At 65.9% G+C, this 24,180-nt stretch carries 18 protein-coding genes; 9 read left to right on the forward strand and 9 right to left on the reverse strand.

Annotated features, from left to right (window positions below; genetic code table 11):
• Positions 1-120: 120 nt before the first annotated feature.
• Entirely contained in the window at positions 121-2,982 is a 2,862-nt protein-coding gene (locus AB0J47_RS23345) for a BTAD domain-containing putative transcriptional regulator (RefSeq protein ID WP_364349500.1), read from the reverse strand.
• 99 nt (positions 2,983-3,081) lie between these two features.
• On the opposite strand from AB0J47_RS23345, the gene AB0J47_RS23350 reads away from it, so the two are divergent.
• The 6 genes from AB0J47_RS23350 (at position 3,082) to AB0J47_RS23375 (ending at position 7,313) form a co-directional block, all read left to right on the forward strand.
• Positions 3,082-3,648 carry a carboxymuconolactone decarboxylase family protein gene (locus AB0J47_RS23350; protein WP_364349502.1) on the forward strand — a complete coding sequence of 189 codons (567 nt, stop codon included), beginning with the start codon at positions 3,082-3,084 and terminating at the stop codon, positions 3,646-3,648.
• On the forward strand, positions 3,645-4,430 hold the full coding sequence (locus AB0J47_RS23355; RefSeq protein ID WP_364349505.1) for an NAD(P)H-binding protein: 786 nt from the start codon (positions 3,645-3,647) through the stop codon (positions 4,428-4,430). The genes AB0J47_RS23350 and AB0J47_RS23355 overlap by 4 nt, the downstream gene beginning before the upstream one ends.
• 36 nt (positions 4,431-4,466) lie before the next feature.
• Positions 4,467-4,928: a carboxymuconolactone decarboxylase family protein gene (locus AB0J47_RS23360; RefSeq protein ID WP_364349508.1), complete on the forward strand. Its 462-nt coding sequence runs from the start codon at positions 4,467-4,469 to the stop codon at positions 4,926-4,928.
• Between the two features lie 13 nt (positions 4,929-4,941).
• On the forward strand, positions 4,942-5,433 hold the full coding sequence (locus tag AB0J47_RS23365; RefSeq protein ID WP_364349511.1) for a DoxX family protein: 492 nt from the start codon (positions 4,942-4,944) through the stop codon (positions 5,431-5,433).
• A 52-nt stretch (positions 5,434-5,485) separates the two neighbouring features.
• Positions 5,486-6,124, forward strand: a complete 639-nt coding sequence (locus AB0J47_RS23370; protein WP_364349514.1) for a hemerythrin domain-containing protein — start codon at positions 5,486-5,488, stop codon at positions 6,122-6,124.
• Between the two features lie 199 nt (positions 6,125-6,323).
• Entirely contained in the window at positions 6,324-7,313 is a 990-nt protein-coding gene (locus AB0J47_RS23375) for a pyridoxal-phosphate dependent enzyme (RefSeq protein WP_364349517.1), read from the forward strand.
• A gap of 85 nt (positions 7,314-7,398) precedes the next feature.
• On the opposite strand, the gene AB0J47_RS23380 is transcribed toward AB0J47_RS23375, so the two are convergent.
• From AB0J47_RS23380 to AB0J47_RS23400, 5 genes are all read right to left on the reverse strand, one after another.
• Positions 7,399-10,794, reverse strand: coding sequence for an arabinosyltransferase domain-containing protein (locus AB0J47_RS23380; protein ID WP_364349520.1), 3,396 nt, complete (start codon positions 10,792-10,794; stop codon positions 7,399-7,401).
• Between the two features lie 58 nt (positions 10,795-10,852).
• On the reverse strand, positions 10,853-12,562 hold the full coding sequence (locus tag AB0J47_RS23385) for a glycosyl transferase (protein WP_364349523.1): 1,710 nt from the start codon (positions 12,560-12,562) through the stop codon (positions 10,853-10,855).
• 361 nt (positions 12,563-12,923) lie between these two features.
• Positions 12,924-15,143 (reverse strand): arabinofuranosyltransferase, encoded by a 2,220-nt coding sequence (locus tag AB0J47_RS23390; RefSeq protein ID WP_364349562.1) that lies wholly within the window; start codon positions 15,141-15,143, stop codon positions 12,924-12,926.
• A gap of 426 nt (positions 15,144-15,569) precedes the next feature.
• A complete protein-coding gene (locus AB0J47_RS23395; RefSeq protein ID WP_062980951.1) occupies positions 15,570-16,331 on the reverse strand; it encodes a decaprenylphospho-beta-D-erythro-pentofuranosid-2-ulose 2-reductase in 762 nt (253 codons plus the stop codon).
• Positions 16,328-17,782: an FAD-binding oxidoreductase gene (locus tag AB0J47_RS23400; protein WP_364349527.1), complete on the reverse strand. Its 1,455-nt coding sequence runs from the start codon at positions 17,780-17,782 to the stop codon at positions 16,328-16,330. Before AB0J47_RS23400 ends, AB0J47_RS23395 begins: the two co-directional genes overlap by 4 nt.
• Before the next feature lie 151 nt (positions 17,783-17,933).
• On the opposite strand from AB0J47_RS23400, the gene AB0J47_RS23405 reads away from it, so the two are divergent.
• On the forward strand, positions 17,934-18,389 hold the full coding sequence (locus tag AB0J47_RS23405) for a GtrA family protein (protein WP_364349530.1): 456 nt from the start codon (positions 17,934-17,936) through the stop codon (positions 18,387-18,389).
• 55 nt (positions 18,390-18,444) lie between these two features.
• Here the strand turns inward: AB0J47_RS23405 and AB0J47_RS23410 are convergent, their stop codons facing one another.
• The 3 genes from AB0J47_RS23410 to AB0J47_RS23420 all read right to left on the reverse strand — a co-directional run bounded on the left by AB0J47_RS23410 (position 18,445) and on the right by AB0J47_RS23420 (position 22,172).
• Positions 18,445-19,062 (reverse strand): pyridoxamine 5'-phosphate oxidase family protein, encoded by a 618-nt coding sequence (locus AB0J47_RS23410; protein ID WP_364349533.1) that lies wholly within the window; start codon positions 19,060-19,062, stop codon positions 18,445-18,447.
• Between the two features lie 217 nt (positions 19,063-19,279).
• Positions 19,280-21,529: a molybdopterin-dependent oxidoreductase gene (locus AB0J47_RS23415; RefSeq protein ID WP_364349536.1), complete on the reverse strand. Its 2,250-nt coding sequence runs from the start codon at positions 21,527-21,529 to the stop codon at positions 19,280-19,282.
• A gap of 163 nt (positions 21,530-21,692) precedes the next feature.
• Positions 21,693-22,172: a hypothetical protein gene (locus tag AB0J47_RS23420; RefSeq protein WP_364349539.1), complete on the reverse strand. Its 480-nt coding sequence runs from the start codon at positions 22,170-22,172 to the stop codon at positions 21,693-21,695.
• Between the two features lie 263 nt (positions 22,173-22,435).
• On the opposite strand from AB0J47_RS23420, the gene AB0J47_RS23425 reads away from it, so the two are divergent.
• Together AB0J47_RS23425 and AB0J47_RS23430 are read left to right on the forward strand one after the other, a co-directional pair.
• Positions 22,436-23,065 (forward strand): DUF4282 domain-containing protein, encoded by a 630-nt coding sequence (locus tag AB0J47_RS23425; RefSeq protein ID WP_364349542.1) that lies wholly within the window; start codon positions 22,436-22,438, stop codon positions 23,063-23,065.
• A gap of 139 nt (positions 23,066-23,204) precedes the next feature.
• Positions 23,205-24,077, forward strand: coding sequence for a helix-turn-helix transcriptional regulator (locus AB0J47_RS23430; RefSeq protein WP_364349545.1), 873 nt, complete (start codon positions 23,205-23,207; stop codon positions 24,075-24,077).
• Positions 24,078-24,180: the final 103 nt, after the last annotated feature.

Genomic DNA, 24,180 nt, shown 5'->3' on the forward strand with positions numbered 1-24,180 from the left:
GCCGAAGTCCGAGCGCAGCGTGCGCGTCGTGGCCTACCGGTCAACGCAGCAAGCAGGATCGTGACGTCACATTTCGCCGATACGACACCCGGCCGACTCTGACCGCTGTAGCGATTGGGGCTAATCGGAGTCTGCGAGCATATCCAGGAAAGCGCGCATATCGCCGGCCTCCGGGACGCCGAGATCCGCGTACAGACTCATCGCGATACCGGCGTATTCGCGTGCTCGACCGACGTCACCGAGATCTCGGTACGCGCGAGCCAGCCCGTCGTTGGCGCGCGCTCGCTCGGGCACATTCAATGCCTGCTCGGCCAACGCCAGTGCGGTGCTGTGCTTTTCGACGGCGGAGCCAGGATCGCCTGCGGTGTAGGCTGTCTCGCCGAGGCCGTTGAGCGCGGACGCTTCGTCGCCATGACTGCCCAGCATCCGATACAGGTCACGGGCCCGGGAGTGGTTGTCTCTGGCCTCGTCCAGCAGGTCGTTGCGGCGGCACAGCGATCCCAGATAGTTCAGCACCAACGCCTCGCCGCGCTGATTGCCCACCTCGCAGTGCAGTGCCAGCGCGCGGTCGAGATGTTCGCGGGCGTTGCGGTACTGGTTGTTGTCGGCGCCGAGCAGCATGCCGAGGTTGCCGAGCACGTGCGCCTCGCCGACTCGGTTGCCCAGACGGTTGGCGAGATCGAGCGCGTCGCGCAGGTATCGCCTGGCCTCGTCGTAGTCCCGTTTACGCCACGCCACATTGCCGAGCGTGTTCAGCGCTCTGGCCTCTTGATAGCGATCCCCGGACGCGCGGGCAATCCGCAGTGCCGCTAGCGAATGCGTGGTCGCCCACTCGTAATCGCCTTGTCGCCAGCAGGCCCAGCCCAGGTCGGTCAACGCTCTGGCCTCGCCGAGCGAGTCGGCCAGCTGTCTGCTCGCCAGCAGTGCCACCTGATGCAAGCGTGCGGCATCGGAGTGGCGGGAGTTGCCGTCGAGATAGGGACGTAGGGTTTCAGCCGAGTCCCTGGCGTGCGCGGGCATCCCGTTGTTGGACGCGTAAGCCGCAGTGGCGATGAGGTTTTCGCGTTCGGCATCGAGCCACTCGGCCGCGTCCTCGGTGTCGTCCAGCGTCGTCACCTGGGCCGCGGCGGACGGCAGCGGTTGGCGGTGATCGGCGCTGTAGGGGAACAGCAGATCCACCGCTGCCCGCGCGGTGTGCACGTAGTGGTCGAAAAGCCGTGACAGCGCGGCGGTTCGGGCATCGTCGGATTCGTCCGCCGACACAATGGCGCGGGCATGCTGGCGCAGCAGGTCGTGAAAGGTGTAGCGGCCGGGCTCGTATTGAGCTATCACGTGAACGTCGAGGAGGTCTTCCAACAGCATTTCGGCGTCGTCCGGCGAGATATCGGCCAGCGCCGCCGCGCCGCCGGGATCGATGTCCCGCCCGGGGTGGAGGCCGAGCAGCCGGAACATCCGCTGCCCGTCCGCGCGAAGCTGCCGATAGGAGAGGTTGAACGCGGCCACGACACCTCGTTCGGCCGTGGACAATTCGGCCAGCCTGCGCCGCTCCCCACGCAGCCGTCCCGCCAGATAGCCGACGGTCCACTGCGGGCGGTGCAGTAGTCGAGCGGCGGCGATCCGCACCGCCAATGGCAGGAACCCGCACAGGTGCAGCACGTCCAACACCGCGAGCGGTTCGGCGGTGGCGCGTTCGCCGACAATCCGGTCGAAGAGGTCGACAGCATCGCGCGCAGGCAGTGGATCGACCGACAATGCCCGAGCACCATCCAGGTTGACCAGCCGCCGCCTGCTGGTTATCAGGATGAGACTGTCCGTCCCGCCGGGCAGCAGCGGCCGGACTTGATCGGCATCCACAGCGTTGTCCAGCACCGCGACCACTCGCCGCCCGGCCAGTTCCGACCGCCATAGCGCGCCGCGATCGGCGGTGGTCTGCGGAATGCGTTCGGCGGGAATTCCGATCTGGCGCAACAGGATTTCCAGCGCCGCATCCGTCGCGATCGGTTGGCGGTCGATCGTGTGCGCTTGGAGGTCGATGAACAGCTGACCGTCGGGGAATCGGGCGGCTACTCGGTGTGCGGTATGTACGGCAAGCGCGGTCTTGCCGATGCCCGCCATGCCGTCGATCGTGGAGATGGTCGCCGCGGTGCCGGTGAGTGGTGCGAGTAGATGTTCGAGTTCGGCGCTTCGGCCCGCGAAATCCGGTATGTCGTACGGCAAGAAGTTCGCACAACGTGGTACGGGTTCGGTGTGTGCGGTTACGCGTGTGGCCGGTTCGCCGTCGTCCCGCAATACTGCCTGCTCCAGCGCGACGAATGCGCGTCCCGGATCCAGACCCTGCGCCTGTGCGAGTGCCGTCCGGAACGATCGTGCGGCCGCGAGCGCATCGACCTGTCGTCCCGCTCGATGCAGTGCGAGTATCAGTTGCCCGGCCAGCTTCTCCCGCAGCGGGTTTGCGGTCACCATCGCTGCCAACTCGTCGAGCACCGCCTCGTGCCTGCCCAGCCCGAGTTCCACCTCGGTCAACTGCTCGAACGTCGCTAACTGCTTGTCCTGCAGGCGGCGCCGCGCGGGCGCGACGTAGTCGGCGTTCAGATCGGCGAGCGCCTCGCCGTGCCACAGCGCCAGTGCCGCGCGCAGTTCCGCCACCGCGGCCTCGGGGTCGGTGCCGACCAGCGATTGGCCGACACCGACCCGGCTGGTGAATTCCTCGAGATCGAACTGCCCCGGCTCCGGCAGCGCAACGTATCCGGCGGATCTGGTCTGCAGTACCTGCGCCGCGTCCGTTTCGCGCAACACCTTGCGGATCGCCGTCACCGCGGCGTGGATCTGCGAGCGCGCAGTGTCCGGGGGATCCGTGCCCCAGATGGCCTCGATGATTCGGTCTGCGCTGCACACTCTTCCGACATTGACCAGGAGATAGGCGAACACTGCCCGATGTCTCGGCGCCGCGGCCGACTCGCGACCGTCAACCACGATTTTCATTGGTCCGAGGACCGTAAAACGCACACCCATCTCGGCTCCATACAACACCCATCGTGAAGGCATCGCAAAAGTATCAACGGGCCGTAACACGCTGTTCCCATGCCGCAAATACCCCCGATAGACCCGGAGAACGCGGATGATGCTGCCGGACACCTCTTCACTGTCAGCCAGCAGCTGTTCGGCGTCACACCGAATAACGTCAAGGTGATGGCGCAAAGCCCTGCCGCCCTGCGGGGGTATGTCGCCCTCACCGAAGCGCTGGGCGGCAGTGAGATGCCGGCGTTCGCACGTTCTGCTCTCGGGCTGCTGGTCGCCCAGGAGCACGGGTGTGACTACTGCCTTTCGGCGCACAGCTTCCTCGGCAGCCGCCTCGCGGGGATGACCGAGGACGAGCTCAGCGACGCCCGATTCGGCGCGGCCGACGATCCGAAATACGCGGCGATCCTGGCCTTTGCGGCGGCACTGATCCGCCGCCGCGGCGCGATCACCGACCACGAACTTTCCACCGCCCAGACGGAACTGGCGCCCACCGAACTCGTCGACGTCATCGCTCACGTGGCGCTGGCGATCTTCGACAACTACCTCGTCCTGGCCGGACGAGTGGACATCGACTGGCCGTTGGTCCGGCATACGGACCACGCCCACGACACAAAGGAAGCGGAATGACTACGCAAGACAGCACGATCGCGGTAGCGGGCGCCACCGGACGGCTCGGCCGCCACATCGTAGACGTGCTCACCGAGACAGGGCACAAGGTCGTGGCGATGTCACGGTCGACCGGAGTGGATGTGGTCACCGGTGCAGGACTCGCCGAAGCGTTCCACGGCGTGACCGCAGTGATCGACGCGTCGAGCACGCCCTCCTTCGAACAGCAGGCAGCCACCGACTTCTTCACCGCCTCGGCCCGTAACCTGCACGCGGCCGCGCAGGCGGCCGGAGTGCGCCGGATCGTGGCTGTGTCCATCATCGGCATCGACGGCTCCACCGCTGGATACAACGCCGCGAAGCTGGTGCACGAGCAGGCACTGCTGGCGGGTCCGGTGCCGACGCGAATTCTGCGGGCCGCGCAGTTCCACGAGCTTGTCGAACAGATGATGCGGTGGGGCGCACAAGGTTCGGTGATCTATATCCCGAAGATGCGTACCCAACTGGTCTCCGCACGCGCGGTCGCCGAACAGCTGGCCGAATTCGCGACCGGCGCGTGGTCGGCGCACCAAGGAGGTCCGTTCCCGGAGATTGCCGGACCGCGCGCCGAATACCTGGCCGAGATGGCCCGTCTGGTGAACGCGCGACGCGGAGACGACAGGCCGATCGAGGAGGTCAGCGATCCGGCCAACCCCGACCGGGACCTGTACGAGAGCGGCGCTCTGCTCCCCGGGCCGGATGCCGTCCTGTCCGGTCCGGGCTTCGCCGACTGGCTCGACCTGCAGGCCCACATCCGGCACTGATTTCGAATTATCAACTCCCCGAGAGGAACACCTGACATGAACGCTCGCATGAAGAACCCCGCTATGGTCCTGCCTGACGCGATGAAGGGAATCAACACCCTCTACAAGGCGACTTATCAGGGTGGAGTTTCCGCCGAACTGCTGGAATTGGTTGCACTGCGGGTCAGCCAGATCAACGGGTGCAGCGCCTGTGTGCACTCACATCTGGCGGGCGGTCGTAAGGCGGGGGTCGGCGACGAGAAGCTGTTCGCCGTCGCCGCGTGGCGAGAATCCGCTGAGTTCAGTGCGGCCGAGCGCGCGGCGCTGCTGCTGGCAGAGGTCGCCACCCGGATCGCCGACAAGTCCGAGGATGCCGTGCCGGACGTCGTGTGGGACGAGATCGCCGATCACTACGACGAAAACCAGCTCTCCGCAGTCATTCTCATGATCGCGCTGACCAACTTCTTCAATCGCCTCAATACCAGTATCAAGGAGCCCGCGGGCGCCAGCTGGGCCTGAGCGGAATATTGCGATGACTGCTCAGAACTCGAGATCAGATGCACTTTCCCGGATCCGGACCGCCGCGTACTGGGTGACGACTATGCCGGTCGCCGCCGAGATGGTCAAAGGCGGCATGTGGGATCTGACCCGGGAGCCGTTCGCGGTCGAAACCTTCGATCAGTTGGGCTACCCCAGGTATTTCTTGACGATTCAAGGCATCTGCAAACTGCCCATGGCCGCAGTGCTGCTGGCCCCGGGAATGCCGCGGCTCAAGGAGTGGGCCTACGCCGGATCCCTCGCCGTCTATCTCGGCGGCGCGGCCTCGCACTTGGCGAACGGCAATCCACGCAAATTCGCCATGCCCGCGATGGTTCTCGCCGGGTTCGCGGCCGCTTCATGGGCGCTGCGGCCGACGGCGCGCCGCGATCCGAGTCCCGACCCGATCGGGGCGACCTGGCGGATCGGGCGGGGCATCTTGCACGCCCTGCTCTCCGCACCGCCGCCGGAAGCGGCGCGTCCGTGAGCGTCGACCCCGTTGGCGCAACCGATCCATACCGTTCCATCAGGAGAAACCCGTGACCCTCGACATGACGACGATGTACGCCATGCACAGTGCGCTGCGGCGCGAACTCGAATACATCGCCGAAATCGCCGATCGGATCGACGACGATCCGCGCAAGATCCTCGCCACCGCTGCCGGTTGGCAAATGTTCACCAAATCCCTTCTGGTGCACCACACCGCCGAGGACGATGCGCTGTGGCCGGTGATGCGGCAGACGCTCGCCGAGCGACCCGACGAGTTGGCACTACTGGACGCGATGGAGGCCGAGCACGCCGTCATCGATCCGCTGCTCGAGCAGATCGATGCGACCTTCGCCGATCCTGACAGTGGCCCGGAACGCCTCGGCGGTCTGCTCGACGCCTTGGCGACCGGGTTGACCGGGCACCTGAAGCACGAGGAGGGCGAGGCATTGCCGCTGATTCAGGCGGTCGTGACACCGGAGCAGTGGCAAGCGTTCGGTCAGTTGCACGGCAGTCGCATCGGCCCCGCTGCTCCGCAACTGATTCCGTGGCTGTTGGACGGTGCCGACGAGCAGACGGTCCAAGTGCTGCTCGCCCCGCTGCCGGAGCCGGTGCGTGCCGCGTATCGCGATCAGTGGCAGCCCGCATATGCCGCGCTCGATCGGTGGAGTGCGGGCACGGCGACTGTGTGAAGGCCGCAAGCCGCCCTCGGCGCGGGGTAATCAGGCCGAGGGCGGTGTGCGTCGGCGGTTCGAGGCTCACAGTGCCGACTCGGCTAGCTGCGATTAAAGTACCGGACGGTATTGAGATGGGGGCATGTGCGATCACGCCGGGTCTTGCCGGACCTGGCGGCGTCGACGGAAACCTGTGATCGATGAGGAGAACCGTCGGATGCGCACTCCTACCTTTGGTGAGGTCGAGGCGGCCGCCGACCGTATTGCCGGTATAGTGCGGCCCTTGACCATCGCGCCGATGGGCAGGCAATCGGATGACGAGCAGGCGGCCGGCTCCCTCCGGCCGTCGACCGAGACGGGCGGCGCCGAGATTTTCCTGGGACTCGAATTCCTGCAGCACACTGGATCTTTCAAGGCTCGCGGCGCGGCCAACCTGATGGCGGTACTGATCGAAAACGGGACCATGCCGGATGCCGGTATCGTGTCCGCTACCGGCGCCAATGCCGATATCGGATTCGCTTGGGCGGCAAGGGTATTCGACGTGCCGGCGACGGTCTTCCTGGCCGGTTCAACGCGTCGGGCCAAGGTGGCGCGGCTGCGTGCTTTGGGCGCTGAGGTTCGGTTGTCAGGCGAAACGCAGGACCACGCAAGGGAATCCGCCCACGAGTTCATAGCCGGCACCGGTGCGATCGACGCCTACACCTACGACGACACCCTGACCTCGGCTGGCGCTGGCACCATTCTGCTCGAATTCGTTGACGCGGTTGCTGGGTTGGACACAATCGTCCTCGCGGTTGGCGCGGGCGGCATGTTCTCCGGAATCGCCGCGGTCGCCGACCATTTCGGCATTCGGGTGGTCGGCACGGAACCCGATGGCAGCCGGGCGCTCAATGCCGCATTGGCTGCCGATACGGTGCTCGACGTGGACGTGGATTCCATCGCGGCCGATTCTCTCGGCGCGCCAAGGGTTTCCGCTGCCGCGCTGGCCTGGGCCAAGGCCACAGACGTGCGCTCGGTAGTCGTCGACGACGAAGCGATCGTACGGGCGCGGCGGCAGCTGTGGGAGCGGTATCGACTCGTCGTCGAACACGGCTCGGCGACCGGCTTGGCGGCGCTGGCAACCCGGGCATACCAGCCACGCGACGGTGAACGAATCGGTGTCGTGCTGTGTGGAGCCAATACCGATCCCAGCGACCTAGTCGGCTGATCGATCCGTCGCGGGCCCCGGCGAGCGAGCAGGTCGGACCGGAAGTTCTCATCCCCTAGCCCTGGAATGCCCTTCGCGTAGTGGGCTATCGGGCTCGGATCGGGTCCGATTTCTTCCAGCCGTTGATGGATTTCACGGTGGTGGCGATGGTCGCGGGGGTGGCGGTGGTGTCGTAGGGGGTGAATTGTTCCAGGGAGCCCCAGTCTCGGGTCCAGTTGTGGCCGAGGTAGGTGGGGATGGTCTGGGATTTCAGGAGTAGACCGGTCCAGCCGAGGGGGCCGCCGCCGATATCGTCCTGCCAGGCGTTGGAGGCATCGGAGCCGACGCGGTCGGGCAGGATCCGCCACTTGGGGACCTCGGCGACGCCGTCGTGGTGGTCGAACGGGCGCTGGCAGGGGAATGCCAGGCCGACGTGCCAATCCAGCAGGACCGGAGCGGTTTCGCCGACAACGGAATTCAGCGTGGCCAGATGCGGCAGCCGGGGCGGGGTGATGGCCAACCACTGCTTCTGGGTGATGTCGTTGTCGACCGCGACCAAACGCACCGCATTCACTCCGGCGGGCAACTTGTCCAGTGGCACACGGAGATTGCGCCAGGACGGTGCGGGGCCGATATCGAGCGGATCCACCGAACCGAGCGTCTGCACCTCGCCGTCCGCTGCGCGCACGCCGTACTCCAGGTGCAGCTCCTGCCCGTAGGTGAGCACACCGTCGGCGTCGACCGAGCGGATCCGGCCCGCCGCGGTAATGGCGAGCACCTGGTAGGCCGGATCATTGCGCATGCTGTCGGTCAGATCGAGGCGGTACCACTGCGAGGTGAGTTCGGCCTGCTGCTGATCGGCCCCCTCCTGGTAGCTGCCCATGATCGGGGTTCGTGCCGAATCCAGGCCGAACGGCAATGACACTGTGCTGCCGTTGATTCCGGCCTGCTGACTGCTGCCGCCGCCGGTGCCCGCACCGGTTGTATTGGTGGTCTTGTTCTTCGAATCCTTGTTCACCGAATTCGCACCGCCGGTGACCGTTTCCTCGGCATCGGCGGTGAGGTCGGCGGCCACGCCGTTGGGCGTGAATCCCTTCGATTCCGCGGACAATCCGTCGGCGGGGGAGCCGGTGTAGGGAAGCAGCAGCGAATTCGCGGTATCGGTCTCCACCAGCACCTCGTTGGCGAGTGCACAGGTATTGCCGCTCAGCGATTCGAGATTCGACTTGGCGATCGAGTACGCCGGGTACTGCGTGACCGCCGCCTTGGCCAGCGACGCCACCTCGAACAGCACGAGTAGCGCCGCCGCGATCGTCAACGGCGCGGAGGCGTAACGCTCGAAATGGCGTGGCGCATCGGTCTTCTCGTGGTACGGCTCGCGATAGTGCAGCCACACCGCGACGATCAGCGCCACTCCGCTGAGCCCGAGGAACAGCGTTGACAGGCCCTTACCCGCGACCAGCGGCGCCTTGTCCCACCACGGCACACCGTAACTGGATACGTACCACCAACCATTGGATCCGGTGAACGTGATCGCCAGCAGGAACAGCACGGCCGCCGCGAACAGTGCCCGGTTGCGTGGCGAGCGAATCCCATTGGTGCCCACCGCAACCGCCGCCAGCGCCGCCAGCGACCCGGCCAGCCCGGCGTAAACACCGAAGTGGTGGGTCCATTTGGTCGGCGTGAACATCATCAGCAGCAGTGAGGCGAAGACGATGCCCAGAATCCGCACCGACGGTCCACGCGAGGTCCCCGGGATCCGCCCCTTGCGCAGCACCTGCAGCACACACACCAGCAGGCACAGCAGCATGACCAGCACACCGAACCGCCGCGCCAGCGACCCGTCAGGCGAGAGCATCAGCAGCGAATCCCACCGCGTCCGCTCGTCGAACCAGGCCACATTCGGCCCGACGAGGGTGCGCACCCGGGTGGCTTCCATGACCGTCGCCAGCGTCTGATCGGCGAAAACCACGATCAGCACGAGAGTTCCCGCGGCTAGCCCAGGTGCCAGCAGCGCCGCATAACGGAAGACAGTGGCCAGGCGCGACGTACTGTGGTCTCGCTGAAGAGCGACGGCCGTCTGTTGCTCGGCATCCGATCCGCCTTCGCTCCCAACCGAATTCGCGCTGCCTGCGGAAACCGGCTGGGGCCGGTTCCCGGCGCGCTCAGCATCCGGTGCCGCCAGCGTGCCCGCCGCATCACGCGCCCGCCGAATAATGATCTGCAGCACCGGCCGCGAACCCGCGATCAGCGCCGCCACGCAGATCAACCCTGTGGGACCGGCAGCCAGCGAGAACGCGGCGATCAGCACACCGACCGCGGCGGGCAGCAGCCGTCCGGTCGCGATGGCCCGTTCGATCGAGCACCAGGTCAGCAGCGCACCCGCGGCGATAAGCGGTTCGGGCCGCAACCCGTTGTCATAGGGCAGCCAGAAGGCGAGGAAGACCAGACCGGCCGTCCACAGTGCCACCCTGTGCCTGCGCACCCGCGCGCCCAAGCGCGGCAGCACCTCTCGGCTGATCACCATCCAGCACACGATTCCGGCGGCCAGTGTGGGAAGCCGCATCCATGGGCTGGCGTCGGAGACCTTGGTCATCCAGGCGAGCACCTCGTAGGACCAGCCGAACGGCGCCTCGGGCACCGCGAACCAACGGTAGTAGTTGGCCATGTACCCGGAATGCTCCGAGACGCGAGCCATATTCAGGATGTAGCCGTCGTCGGAGGTATTCGCGCCGATGAAATGCCACAGCACCAGGATGCCGAGTATCGCCGCATCGGCGAGGGTGAACCGCCACCAATGCGCGGGCAGGAACCGGCGCGCCCGGCGACCGTCGGCATTGTCGAGCAGGTGCAATGCGACCAGCGCGATGATCGTGCAGATCGCCGCGACGATCATCGCACCGAGCTTCAGCGCGGACGGAGTCGAGGAGAAGCGGGAATCGATATCGGCGTGCAGCTTCGCGCCGTCGAGCTTCGTGGCATCCAGATCGGTGTAGACGCCGACCACCTGCGGGCGGATATCGCGGGTGATGGTGTTGCGGAAGGGCGTACCGTCCTGCCGCTTCGCACCGACGAATTCGACCGACGTCGCGGCCGCCGTCGTACTGATGGTGACGGACTCGCACCCGGTGATTTCCGCGACCGGCGCGGACAGCAGCGGCACATCACGCTGCAGCACCGCGAGCGTGCCGTCGGTGATCGAGACGATCAGTCCCTTCGCGCTGGCCTGACTCGAGGCGTGCGGAATGGTCGACAGCACCGTGCCTGATCCCGCCGCGGTCAAAACCGAGCACGGCAGCGTCGCATCCAGTCGCAGCGGCACATAGGAAACCAGCGGCGCTTCGACACTTGCACTGCCCGCCTGGGGCCAGTCGAGCGCGGCCTGATCCTGTTTCACCGGAAGCAACGGCGTCAACAGTGCCAATACGAATCCGAGCAACCCGGAGACGAGGGCGATCAGGCGGTTGCGGGTGAACGCTGCAGAAGTTCGGTCCGGTCGCACGAGGGACCATGCTAGCCACCCGCATCGGTGACGCTCGCCACCGAGATGATCCACGGTGCTACCGCAGCGGCCGGACGTCCCAGAGCCACACGTCATCGACCTGGCGCGGCGCCATATCGAGCAGTTGCGTCACGGTGGTACGTAGCGCCTCGGAGTTCTTGGTCGCGGGCAGGACCACCACGTCGGCCTGCCAGAAGCGCAGATCGTCGAGTGCCTGCGCGCGGGTGTCGGCGTCGATGGGTGGGACGACACCGGTGTCCAGTGCACCGACGAGCAGGGCGGTGGTCGGGCGGAAGTCCGGTCCGTAGATGCCCTTCTTGTTCGCGCCGGTGGGGCCGACGAAATAGCCTCCGGCGAGCGGGAAATCGAAACCGGCGTCGGCCTGCCAGCGCAAGGCCACCGCCCCGGCGGGGCGCGGCGGCGGCACCAGAACCACCGAACCGCCGCTCACGTACTGCTTTACCGTCCCCTCGGCGAAGAATTCCGGCGTCGGCGCGCGCTCGACCACCGGAAGGACAGTCGGAATAAGCGGAACCAGGGCCAGGGCGAGTGTCGGGAACCAGGCGAGCGGGCGCCAGTCGACCGGCGACTGCCGCCACCAGGTGACCGCCCGCTGGGTCGCCAAGGCCAGCACCGCCGCGATGGCCGGAATCGCGGCCATGGTCAGCCGGGTCTCCAGCACGGTATTGAGCAGCGGGATCTTTTCGGCCCAGCGCCAAGGCAATTCGATCCCGGTCGACTGCTTGCCGAACATGGCCACCGCACCCAGCGACAGCACCCCGAAGACCACCATCACCGCGGCCGCGGCGCGGACCACCCGATCGCGCCACAGCAGTGCCACCGTGACGAGCAGCAACAGCAGCAGTGGCCAGCCGAAATAGGCGTTCTGCTCGGTGTCGTTGATGGCCACGTACTGGCCGGGCGCGAACATGCCGCCGAGTGATTCGGCGGGGAACTGCACGATGGCCTTCAGGTCGTTGCCCATCGGCCCATGGTCGATCGAGCGATAACTCTGCGGTCCGAAGAACTGCCACCACAGCGGAATTTCGGTGAGCATCAAGGTGATCACCGCCGCCGATCCGACGGTCGGGGCGAGCGCCCGCACAACCTGCCAGCCGGCGCGCGGGGTGCGCAGGTAGTACACGACACCGAATAGTCCGAAGGCGAGCGCGAAGATCAGCAGCGGTTCCTCGCCGAGCGCGATCTGCGTCGCTACCAGCAGGGCAAGTGCGACGGCATCGCGAACTCGCCTGCGCGGCCCGGTCGTATCCGCAGCTGTCGCACGTCGCGCGATGCGGATCAACAGCAGTGCGATGACCGGAAGCAGGGCCAGCAGCACGAAATTCGGGTGGGCGTTGGCATGGGAGATCATCGCGGGCGCGAAACCGCAGAACAGGCCGCCGATCCCGGCGGCCAGCCGAGACTGCACCAATTCCCGGGAGAACAGCCAGTACCAGGCGAACGCGGTGGAGGCCAAGCCGAGGGTGAGGACGAGCACGAAGGTGACGGTCGGACCGAACAGCAGGGTGACCGGTGTCAACGGCACCCCGACCCCGAACATGGCCGTATTGGCCATCATGTTCACCCCGGCCGGGAAGTTCTGCAGATTCGTGCCGAGCGGATTGTGTAGATGTGCCACCGAATGCGCGGTGACCGCGAAGAACCACTCCCACATGGTCTGGTCCTGACCGCTCTTGATCAGGTACCCGCTGTGTGTATCGCGCCACTGTCCCGATAGCACCGTGACGGCCGATGCGAGATAGGTCACCGAGGCGACCAGATCACTCCGGTTGACCCGAATCCGTCTCCGCTTGGCGGTGCGCTGCTCGGGTCTGGCCTCGCCAGCCGGTGTCGATCCCCTTGTGACGACGCCTACTGCCGGTGGTGCCTCGACCCGCAAAACAAACTTCTCCCAGTCAATGGTCAGTCAGATCAGCGATCCACCGTAACCGAATTCCCTGTGAACTGCCCCGCCTCTCCCGTGCCTTCAGACCCGGACTCGAGTGCCATTGGCGGCTGCCGGTCAGGGGCTGGCTGGGTTAGCCGGTACCCGACGAAGTTACCCATATCCTCGCGAAATCATGCGTCGAGCGAGCACACCGGCCGCGCCGATGAGTCGGGGGACGGAGTCAGCGATTGACGACGACCAAGGTGAAGGGGCCGATATTGGTCGTGGTGAAGTGCGGGTCCGCGAAGAGCTCCTTGGGGAAGCTCACGGTGTAACGCTTCACATTGGGGTCGTTCGGGTAGACGTCCTTGGCCAGGCGCAGGGTGTAGGCGTCGTCGCTGCTGCGGAAGAGGAAGGCGTCCGGTGCGCGCCACGGGCTCTTGCCGAGTGCGTCCACCAGGGCGGCGGAGGAGTTCAGCTTGCTCCACGACTCGATGGTGGCGGCGCGGCCCGCGAAATCGGCCAAGGGGTTCGCATAGTGCGAGGTGAGCGCCTGGAAGCCGTAGTACGGGTAGAAGGACAGGAAGCTGGTGTCGGCCGTGAGGACCACTGAATCCGAGCGGGGGCGGCCGGTCTGTGCGAGTAGTGCCGCATCGATTTCGCGGTAGTACGACGCCGCGCCTGGTGCGCGCTTGTCGGCGCGCTCACCGTTGGTATCGGTATCGGTATAGGCGGTGGTGATCTCCGGCTTCAGCACCTGTGGAATGTCCTGAGTGAACGCGAGCGCGCCGACTGTGGCGACCACCACAACGGCGAACTTGAATCGCCCCGGCTCATTGAATGCCTGGTAGGCCGCCCGCGCACCCTCGACGAAGCCGAATGCTCCGGCTGCCGCCAGCAGCACTTCGAGCACGGGCGTCAACCGGAAGGAGAGCAGGGTCGTACCCGCCGCGGTCGCCGTCATCGACAGCAGACACCACAGGTAGATCGCCACCACGCCGATCCCGAGCGCCTGCGCCCGCCGCGACGACGCCACCCGCAGCACCAGCCACACCGTCCCGAGCAGGAAGAACGCCCCGGAAAGCGAGAACTCCGCCATCGGCAACGGCAATTGCGCCCCGCCTTCGGGCAGATAGTGGAATGCCGTCCCCGAACTCGGCATCGTCCCGCTGAGCATCTTCAATACGAACGGCAGCCAGACGACCAGTGCCACCAGGCCCGCGATCGCCGCGATGACAACCAGCCGAACCAGCGGCGGCACAACCGCCCGCCACACCGCACCCGCCCCGCCGCGTTGCGCTCGGTTCGCCACCCGCTGTGCCCGCACCGCGAGCCCCGCCGAAAGCAGCCCCATCAGCGCGACAGCGAATGCCGCCACCGCGAAATACAACGTGTAGAACGACGCCGCCATCCCAAGGAACAGTCCGGCCCCGATAACCGCGCCCCAGCCCCCTGCCGTTTCGGCTCCGCTGGCCGCAGCGGTGCCGACTGCCGCCGCGCCGCCGCCCGCTGCGGCTTCGTCACCAGAGGCGACGGCAGGGCCTGAGGTGGCGGCAGCGCCCGAGGTGGTGGCATTGGCTGAATTGGCGGCATCTGAGGTAGCGGTGCCGACTGCCGCACCACTGTCCGCTCCGCTGGCGCCAGCTGAGGCTGCTGCATCCCCTGACGCGCCAGCTCCGCTCGATGCCGCAGTACCCGCGGAAGTAGCCGACCGCTCGAGCGGCCGGTACAGCGCACCCCACGCGAGAATCAACGCGGGCGGCAGCAGCAGCACGATAACCGCGCTGTAGGCCTCCGGCGCGGCATAGGCCACCGTCACCGCGGTCGTCGCGGCACTGACCCCGATCGCCCAGTCGGGGCGAATCAGCTTGGACCACAATACGAGTGCGATAACCGCGACCACCGTGAGCGACCCGATGGCGTACGGCTTGAACGCCTCCCAGCCGTCCATCCCGAGCACATTCGCCACCCGACCGCCGATCCAGAACCAGCCGGCTGGATAGAACGGCGGCAGGTCGGCGTAGGTCATATCGTGCAGCGCAGCGCTATCGGTGAGCCGTGTCAGATATTCGGTGCGGAACTCCTGATCCACCGAAACGCCGAACAGGTACAGCTTGGTCGCCGCCAGCGGCATCCCCAACGTCACCGTGACGAACGTTGAAATCCCGATCCAGGACAGCAGTTTCGCCAGCCACGGCCACCGCCGCGTCCGCACCAGCCAGATCGCCACGCCGAGCAGCACGGCGGCCCCGACCTGTCCGACCGTGGTCAACGACCTCGTCACATTGGACGAGTTGAATGCGGGCCACTGCACCATCGAAAACGCCACCAGCCCAACGGCAGCCACCACGGCCGCGACCGCTGCGGCCAGCACCGCTTCGCCCACCCCGGAGCCGATATGCCGGATCAATAGGGTTCCCCGTCCGCGCGTCGGCACCGACTCCCCGGAGCGCTCTGTCATTACGGTGCTCAACGGAGTCCTCCATCTTCGATGCGGTGCGCCGGGTCTGCGGCCAGTCGGGCGATGCCGAAGCCCAGCGATGCGCGGTCCGCGACACCTGTCGTGCCGACGCCGCCCGGCCGTCGGCAAAGCCTCGCACGGCGCTGATCGCCGGGGATCCGGCGGCGAGTTGTCCGCAGGTAGTCGCTCACTCGCACCAAGCCTCCGTATCCAGGTCGACCATGATCAGCTCGGCTCCGAACCTGCCACGTCGTCCGCCTGCGCAGGAGCAGGGCCGAACTTCGGGGGTCGCGGATGGGCCGCATCAGTTCGGCGTCATGCCGTGGAGCCGGGTCGATGGTATCGACCGGATCGCATCGCGGATATGAACGAGCCGCACTCGTGCCGCGCAACGGGACGCGGTCGACGAAGTGCGGCTCGGGGAAATCAGATGGGCAGCTTGCGGAAGATCGGGCGCGGGATGTGGCGCAGGATCATCATCACGAAGCGGAAGGTACCGGGCGCCCAGACGAGCTCCTTGCCCCGCTGCGACGCCGAAACCGCCAGCGCCGCGATATCTTCCTTATTGACGGTGAGCGGAGCCTCTTTGACGTGCGCGGAGAACCTGGTCCGCACCATGCCCGGCCGGATCACCAGCACGCGCGGGCCGTACGGGCGCAGTGCCTCGCCGAGTCCGAGGTAGAAGCCGTCCAACCCGGCCTTGGTGGAGCCGTAGACGAAGTTCGAGCGACGCACCCGCTCACCGGCCACCGAGGACATCGCGATGATCCGCCCGAAGCCCTGCTTCTTCATCTTCTCGCCGACCAGCACACCGACCGAAACCGCCGCGGTGTAATTGATTCCGGCGACCTGCACGGCCTTGCGCTGGTTCTGCCACAGCTCTTCCGGATCGCCGTCCAGGGCGAACGCGACGATGGCGACATCCACATCGCCGCCTTCCCATGCCGCGTCGATCACCTTCGGATGGCTCTCGGTATCGAGTGCGTCGAAGTCGATGACATCGACCTGCGTCGCACCGGCCGCCTTCAGTTCGGAGACGGCGTCCTCGCGCAGCGGATCACCGGGCAGTGCGGCCAGGATGATGCGCGCCGGACTTTTGCGCAGGTACTCAGCGCAGATCGCCAAACCGATCTCCGAGGTACCGCCCAGCAGCAGGATGGTCTGCGGGTTGCCTACGGCATTAATCACTGGAGCTCCAGCCTTCTCGCCATATCGGACATGAAAACGCCTGTGGGATCGACGCTCCGGCGGATCTTGATCCACTCGTCGATCCGCGGGTACATCTGGTGGAAGGTCTCCGCGGTGGTGCGTGAATCCTTCGCGGTGTACAGCCGCCCGCCGAACTCCATGACGCGGCGGTCCAGCTCGCTCACCAACTCGTTCAGACCCGGCTTGATCGGGAAGTCGACGCAGATGTTCCAGCCCGGCATCGGGAAGCTCAGCGGTGCCGGGTTACCCGGTCCGAACAGCTTGAAAACGTTCAGCGCCGAGTAGTGCCCCGAGGCCTGGATATCGATGATGATCCGCTTGAACTCCTCGACTGCCTCGGTCGGCACCACGAACTGGTACTGCAGGAATCCGTTGGAACCGTAGCCGCGGTTCCACTCCGCGATCATGTCGAGCGGGTGGTAGAACTGCGTCAGATTCTGCACCTTGCCGGTGTAGTTGCCGCCCATGGCGTAGTACGCCTCGCCGATGGCCTGGAGCGTGAACTTGTTCATGGTCCAGTTCGGGAAGATATCGGGCACCGTCATCAGTTGCGGCGCATCGAATTTCAGCGGCTTTTTACGCAGGCGCTTGGGTAGTTCGTCGACCTTGGCGAGGCGGCCGCGGGTGATGGTGGCCCGGCCGAGCTTCGGCAGCGGACTGATCACGTCGAACCACGCGCTCGAGTAGGTGTAGTTGGCCTCGCTGCCGTCGCTGTGCGCGGCGATGGTCTCGTCGAGCGTGGTGGTCTTCACGCCGTCGTTGAGGAAGTACGCCGTCTCGGTCGGCACCATCTCGATGGTCGCGCGCAGGATGATGCCGGTGAGTCCGTTGCCCCCGACGGTCGCCCAGAACAGCTTGGCATTGCGCTTGGGCGTGATGTGCTGCACCTGGCCATCGGCGGTGAGCAGCTCGATCGAGCGTACGTGGTTGCCGAAGCTGCCTTCGCTGTGATGGTTCTTACCGTGGATATCGGAGGCGATGGCGCCGCCGATCGTCACCTGACGTGTACCAGGTAGCACCGGGACCCACAGACCGAACGGCAGCGCGGCCTTCATGAGCTGGTCCAGGCTGACGCCGCCGTCCACATCGACGATCCGGGTATCCCGGTCGATCCGGTGGATATTGTTCAGCGCCGTCATATCGACGACGAGGCCGCCCGCGTTCTGCGCGTGATCGCCATAGGAGCGGCCGAGCCCGCGCGCGATGATGCCGCGACGCAGGTGGGCCGGCTTGGAGTCGTTGTCCTCGGCGACCATGGCGACGGCCTTGGCGATCAGTTCGGGATCGCTCGTCGAGAGCACTTCGGAAGATGTTGGTGCGGTGCGACCCCACCCGGTCAATGCCTTGGTCTGCGTCGGCAGCGCATAGGTGCCGTCGGTGACATTGCCGGAGTTACCGGTTGTGGTGGCGGTCGGAGCTTTCGTGGACATCGGCATAGAGGCTACATGCATGAGCCGATATCCGGTCGGCGTCGCCGTACTCACCGGTATGTGAGGTCCGACAACGGTCGCGTTCCCCCGGACAAACGTCCAATCGGTGCTCGGCCCGCGTGTCCCGCGGCATCCCGTTACGCTCGTCGGCGTGCAAGCCGAACCCCACCTCCCGCTCCCGGCCGAACTGCCCTTGGTCGACGAGCCGGCAGGAACTGACGTCGACCTGAAGACGCAGATCGTCCGCTTCACCCTCACCGGCGGCCTGTCGGCCATCGTCGACTACGGGATCTACAGCTTCCTGTTGAACCTCATCGGCCTGCCGGTCAGCGTCGCGAAATCGATCAGCTTCATCGCGGGCACCACCACCGCCTACCTGATCAATCGCCGCTGGACCTTCCAGGCGCCCCCGAGCCGCGCCCGCTTCATCGCCGTGGTGCTCCTGTACGCCGTCACCTTCGCCGTCCAGGTCGGCATCAACGCCGTGCTCTACGCCACGCTCCCCGGCGACTGGTGGCGTCAGCCCCTCGCCTTCGTCATCGCCCAGGGCACCGCCACGGTCATCAACTTCGTCGTGCAACGCCTGGTCATCTTCAAACTCCACTAAAGCTGCGGCCTGCCGCAGCTCATCAGCCCTCGACCGCGGACGAACCGTCAGCGAATCACCGCGGCACCAAGTCCGCCCGCGCCGCCTTCGCCCCGAAGTAGTCGCCACCCTTCGCCCGGATGTTGTCCGTCCCCCACTCCCGCTGCTCGCGCGCCGCGGGGGCCAGATGCGGGATGTGTTTGCGGCAGTGGATGTAGGCCTCTTCCACATCGACCACCACCCAATGCTGCGCGGCTCGCCCCTTGAGGTTCTCGGGTAGTTCGGGGACATTGCGGCGCAGCGCGGTGTCGTCGACGATTCGTGCCGAACCGTTGATGTGCAGTCCGATCAGATCCTGGACGAAATCGATTAGCAGGATGCCTACGTGCGGGTTCTCCAAGATGTTGCCGAGGCTGGCGTGCACGCCGTTGCCGCGGTATTCCGGATAGGCAAGAGTGCGTTCGTCGATCACATGCAGAAAGCCGGGCAGGCCAGCGCGGAAGCTTGCGTCGCATTCGCCGTGTTTGTCCGCGGTGGCGATGAACGCCATATCCATCCTGGCGATGAATTCGATCATCGTCGGGTTCAGTTGATCGAGTACTTGATCTTGGTAGAAGCGTTCGGCGCGGTCCCGCGTGCCGTACCTGTCCTGTAGTTCCTGCTCACCGTCACTGCCACAACGTGTACCGGGCATGGCGCCCCCTCTGGTAGCTGGAATCCGGCACACCGCAACGGGTTCGACGCTGAGCCCGCGACTAAACCGAAATCCTGTCCATTTTAGTCTGGCAACACAGCAAAAATCCATGTTGAGAATGCACTGAATCTATAATTAGCGCAAGGGTTTCCACGGGTTAGCTGAAATCCGACCGGCCGGAATTCTTTAGTTCGCGACCGGTCAGATCGAGCACAGCTCAGGCAGGCGTCAGGGTCACCGGAACGCCGTTGAAGACCGCATTTCCGGACGGCACATCCACCACCGAATCATCGGTCAGCACATTGGCATTCACCCCGGCATGCGCCCGGGCCACCGTCTGCGTGCTGTCGGTATGTCCCCAACCGTGCGGCAAGCTGACCACCCCCGGCATGATCGCCTCGGTCGGCTCCAGCGGTACCGTCAGCGTCCCCGCGGCGGACTTCACCACGGCGGTATCGCCGAGCCCCAACCGCGCCACATCCGCCGGATTGATATGCAGCGTGCAGGTATTCGAACCGCTGACCAGCGCCGGGATATTGTGCATCCAACTGTTGTTGGATCGCAGTTGCCGCCGGCCGATCAACACCACATCCGGCGCCGCATCGGCGAGCCGGGCCCGCAGCCGCGCGACATCGTCGAGCAGCGGCTGCGGCGCCAATTCCACCTGCTTGGACGCCGTCCGCAGCACACCGGGCAGGCGCGGTTGCAGCGGTCCGAGATCGACACCATGCGGATTGTCCAGCAGCACCTGCAGATTCAGCGTGCGGTATTGATCTCGGTGTTCCCGGGGCCCTTCGTGGTCACGCAGGCTACCGTCTCCGGGGCCGTCGCTCGCACCGGCATTCCACTCGCCATACGGTCCGAGCCGCAGCATCAGATCGATGCGCTGCTCGGTGCTGTTGGACCCGATGAGTTCGGGCCGCCGCTCCGGTATACCCGCCTTGTGCAGCATGCCCGCGATGATCAGTTCATCGACGCCGCTCAGCGCTTCCGGTCCGGCGGGCTTACCGGTGAGCGCCGCACCGAGCCTGGCCAGGATCTCCGACTCCGAAGGCCGGTCGCCGAGTGGGACCAGCGGCCGCGAGTACCGCGCGTAATTGCGAACCGCGAACTGCAGCAACGCGAAGTCGTAATGCGGCGATTGCGTCGGCCGCGGTGGCGGCAGGATCACATCCGCGTGCCGGGTGGTCTCGTTCAGATACCGGTCCACACTCACCATGAAGTCCAACTGCGCGAAGGCCGTGTCCAACCGGACCCCACTCGGCGCGGACAGCACCGGATTACCCGCGACGGTCACCAGCGCGCGCACCTGCCCCGCCCCCGGTGTGGTGATCTCATCGGCCAGGGTGGCCACCGGCAGTTCGCCCATTGCCTCGGGCAGCTCGCGCACCCGGCTGGCCCAGCGTCCCGTCCGGAACGGCTTGGTGCGTGGGATACCACCCGCCGCAGCCTTGGCGAACATGGCACCGCCGGGTGAGTCCAGGTTGCCGGTCAGGACATTGAGCACCTCGACCAACCACTGGGTCAGCGTGCCGAATTCGGCGGTGCAGGTGCCGATGCGCGCATATACCGCCGCGGTCGGCGCCGCCGCCAACTCCTGCGCGATCCGGATAACCGTCTCGGCGGGAATTCCGGTCCGAGCCGAAACCACCTCGGGCGTGAAATCCGCGGCGGCCGCACGAACTTCGTCGAGACCCGCGACATCCAGCCGAATATCTGTCAGACCTTGTTCGAACAACGTATGCACGACACCGAACAACAGATAAGCATCGCTGCCCGGCCGGATGAACAGATGCTCATCGGCGAGCTTCGCGGTCCGCGTTTCCCGCGGGTCGACCACAACGAATTTGCCGCCGCGCTTGCGCAGCGCCTTCAACCGGCCCGGGAAATCCGGTGCGGTGCACAGCGATCCGTTGGATTCCAGCGGATTCGCCCCCAACATCAGCAGATAATCGGTGCGATCCAGATCCGGCACCGGCACGGTCAGCGGATCGCCGAACATCAACCCGCTCGCCACCTGTTTGGGCATTTGATCGGCGGTACTCGCCGAAAACAGATTCTTGGTGGCGAGGGCGCGAACCAGCACCGGCACATACAGCGCTCCGGCGACCGTATGCGCGTTCGGGTTGCCGAGATACAGTGCCGCCGACTGATTTCCGTGTTCGGCCACGATCGCCGGAAAACGTGCGGCGATGAGATCGAATGCCTCGGTCCAAGAGGCGCAGCGCCAGGTATCGGTGGACCGGTCGCGGATCATCGGTTCGGTCAGCCGGTCCGGATCCTCGTCGAGATGCCCGAAGCTGGCCCCCTTGGGGCAGATGAATCCCTTGCTGAACGGATCCTGTCGATCCCCACGAACCGAGGTCACATGGTCGTTCGAGTCGAGGGTGATCTCGAGTCCGCAGACCGCCTCGCATAGCGGGCAGGTCCGCAACAGCGTCCGGGAGTCTTCAGTGAGCTGCGCCATAACCCCCATCATCGCGCGCGATGGATCTGCGCGCATGAGGAAACAACAATGACCGGTAACTTCCCGCGTCAGCCGGAACACGAAAGACCGGTATCCACTCCTACGGATACCGGTCTTCAGTCGGTCAGGGCAGTGCGGACCCCGCCCGGTTAAGTGGACGAGCTCAGCAGGCGACGGTATTGACGGTCGTGCGACGCGAGAGCGCCGAGCGAACCGCCGCGCCGATCGCGACTACCGGCGGGATCCAGCGCGCCTCGCCGGGAGCCACGCCCCAGCAAGCCTCGCCGGTGGTGAGCTGGGTGGGCGGCAGCGGGATGCCGTCACCGTCGGTGTAGACGGTGACTCCCGCCTCGCGCAGTGCCTCCAGCGCCATCGCGGCCTTGCGCAGGCCGGTGACCAAGTGGATCTCGCGACGCTCGGCGCCGGGAATCTCGATAACCGGACCGGTCAGGTTGTTCGCGCGCAGGAACCGGCGAACCTCGCCGGCCAGCTCACCGCTGATCTCGATACCCGACAGATCCTCGTCCGTGATCAGGCAGATTCCGTTGGTCGTTTCAGCGATCGTCCACCCGCGCTGGATGTAGTCCTGCGCCGCGGCAGTCATCTCTGCCGCCGATGCGGAAGTCGGAAACGTGGTGCGCACTGTCTTTCTCCATTCCCCGATAGATCTGGGTCCTGCATACGTGGGTGGTATCGGGACGGGGTGGGGTGGGCGTTACGGGTTGTACAAAAGATCTTGGTGACTGTCGGGTTCGTCTCACCCGGTAGTGATCGGCTATCACCGAGGCACCCCTTTAATCGGCCGTGCCGGTGGCTCCGGGATCGGCCCCCGGGTCATGGCGGGCGCACGTGTTGTGTGAACCCACTCCTATTGGCCGGGCGTCGAATTGGGGGAAGGATCGCAATATGAGTGAGCATCGTGGTAGCGATTCGACGGGGAGCGGTCGGGCGACGGGTGGACACGCAGCATCACGAAGCGATTCGACCGGCGCGGCCGACGACGCCAATAGCGTCGACGCGCCGGCATCGGCAGGGTTCGAAACAGAATCACGCTGGATCGCCTGGAAAGAGACCGCGTCCAAACGGTTCTCGCGCCCGGCGGAGCCCGAACCGGCCGAACCCTTCGAAAGTCCCCGTGCCTGGACCGCCGATGCCGCCCGCGGCCTGCTCGACGTGCAGTTCCACCGTCCGGCGACCAGGACGCTACTGCCCCTTGCCTATATGCTCGGGCTTGCCTTCGCGATCGGCATCCCGATCGCACTGACGGTGCTGATGTGGCAGGTCTCCGCGGTGCTCGGCGTGCTGGCCGCGTTGATCGCCATACCGCTCGGCCTGACTATCGCGGCCGTCGTACGCCTGCTGCTCGAATTCCTGGAGAACGCGTCCAAACTGGCGACCAAGGTCGAGCACATCGCCGATCTCGCCGACGATCTGTTCCAGGCGCTCGCGGACGTCGCCGAGCCGGTCAACCAGCTCTCCGAAGACGTTCGTGCCGTGCAGTTCTGGCGTTTCCGCAAGCGCGGCGCACGCAAGTAGAACCGGGCTGAGTTGCCGGATCGCCGCCTGCGAGAACCTATTCGTCGCCGTTGCGCCTTTGGCGTGCCTGGGCCACTCGTCGTGGCCCGTGTCGGATTTACTGTGAAACAATGCTGTTCGGATATCGCGAGGGGGAACCATGGCTTTACCGCAGGGCACGACCGGCTCGACCATGCCGCGCAGACAACTCGGCCGACATCTGCGTGATCTGCGCAATCGGGCCAGGATGACCACTCGGATGGCGGCCCAGCAGCTCGAATGGTCCGAGGCCAAGATCTGGCGGATCGAAACCGGGCAGACCTCGCTGCGCAGCCTGGACGTCGAGGCCATGTGCAAGATCTACGGTGCGCCAACCGATCTCGTCGAACCGCTGACCGCACTGGCCAAGGAGACCAAGGCCAGGGGATGGTGGACCGGCTACAGCGATGTGATCGCCGAGGGGTTCGAGGTGTACATCGGTCTGGAGGAGGCCGCACACGCCCTGGCCACCTACGAGAACGAGCTGATCCCCGGACTGCTGCAGACCGAGGCATACACCCGCGCGCTACTGAAGTCCGCGCGCCCGGATGCGTCCGAGACCGAAATCGACCGGCGGGTACAGCTGCGTACGGCCAGGCAGGCGTTGCTCACGCGCAAGGATTCGCCACTGCATTTGGATGTGGTGATCAGCGAGTCGGTGCTGTGGCGGCGGGTCGGCGGCGTCGAGGTGACCGTCGAACAGCTGACGCACCTGCGGCGCATGTGCGACCTGCCGAATGTGCGAATCCAGTTGGTGCCCTCGGACTCCGGCTATCACGACGGCATGGATTCGGGTCCGTTCGTACTACTCGAATTCGCCGATACGCGGGCGGAACTGCGCGAGCCGCCGGTGGTCTATGTCGAGGCGTTCACCGGTCCGGTATATCTGGACAAGGATCACGAAATCGAGCGCTACCGAACGGCCTTCGCGAACATCAAGTCGATCGCGGTAGATGCGCGCGCAGGCATAGAGGAAGCGCGCGGCTCTGTTTAATGGCAGCGCCTTCGGCGCTACGTGTTCGCGGCCCCCTGGTGTCTCGCGTCCGAGCCGTCGAGACTCGCGACTTCGTCGCATGCGCTTCGACGGCTCGGACGCG

The sequence above is a fragment of the Nocardia sp. NPDC049737 genome (assembly GCF_040674755.1).
Classification (GTDB): Bacteria; Actinomycetota; Actinomycetes; order Mycobacteriales; family Mycobacteriaceae; genus Nocardia.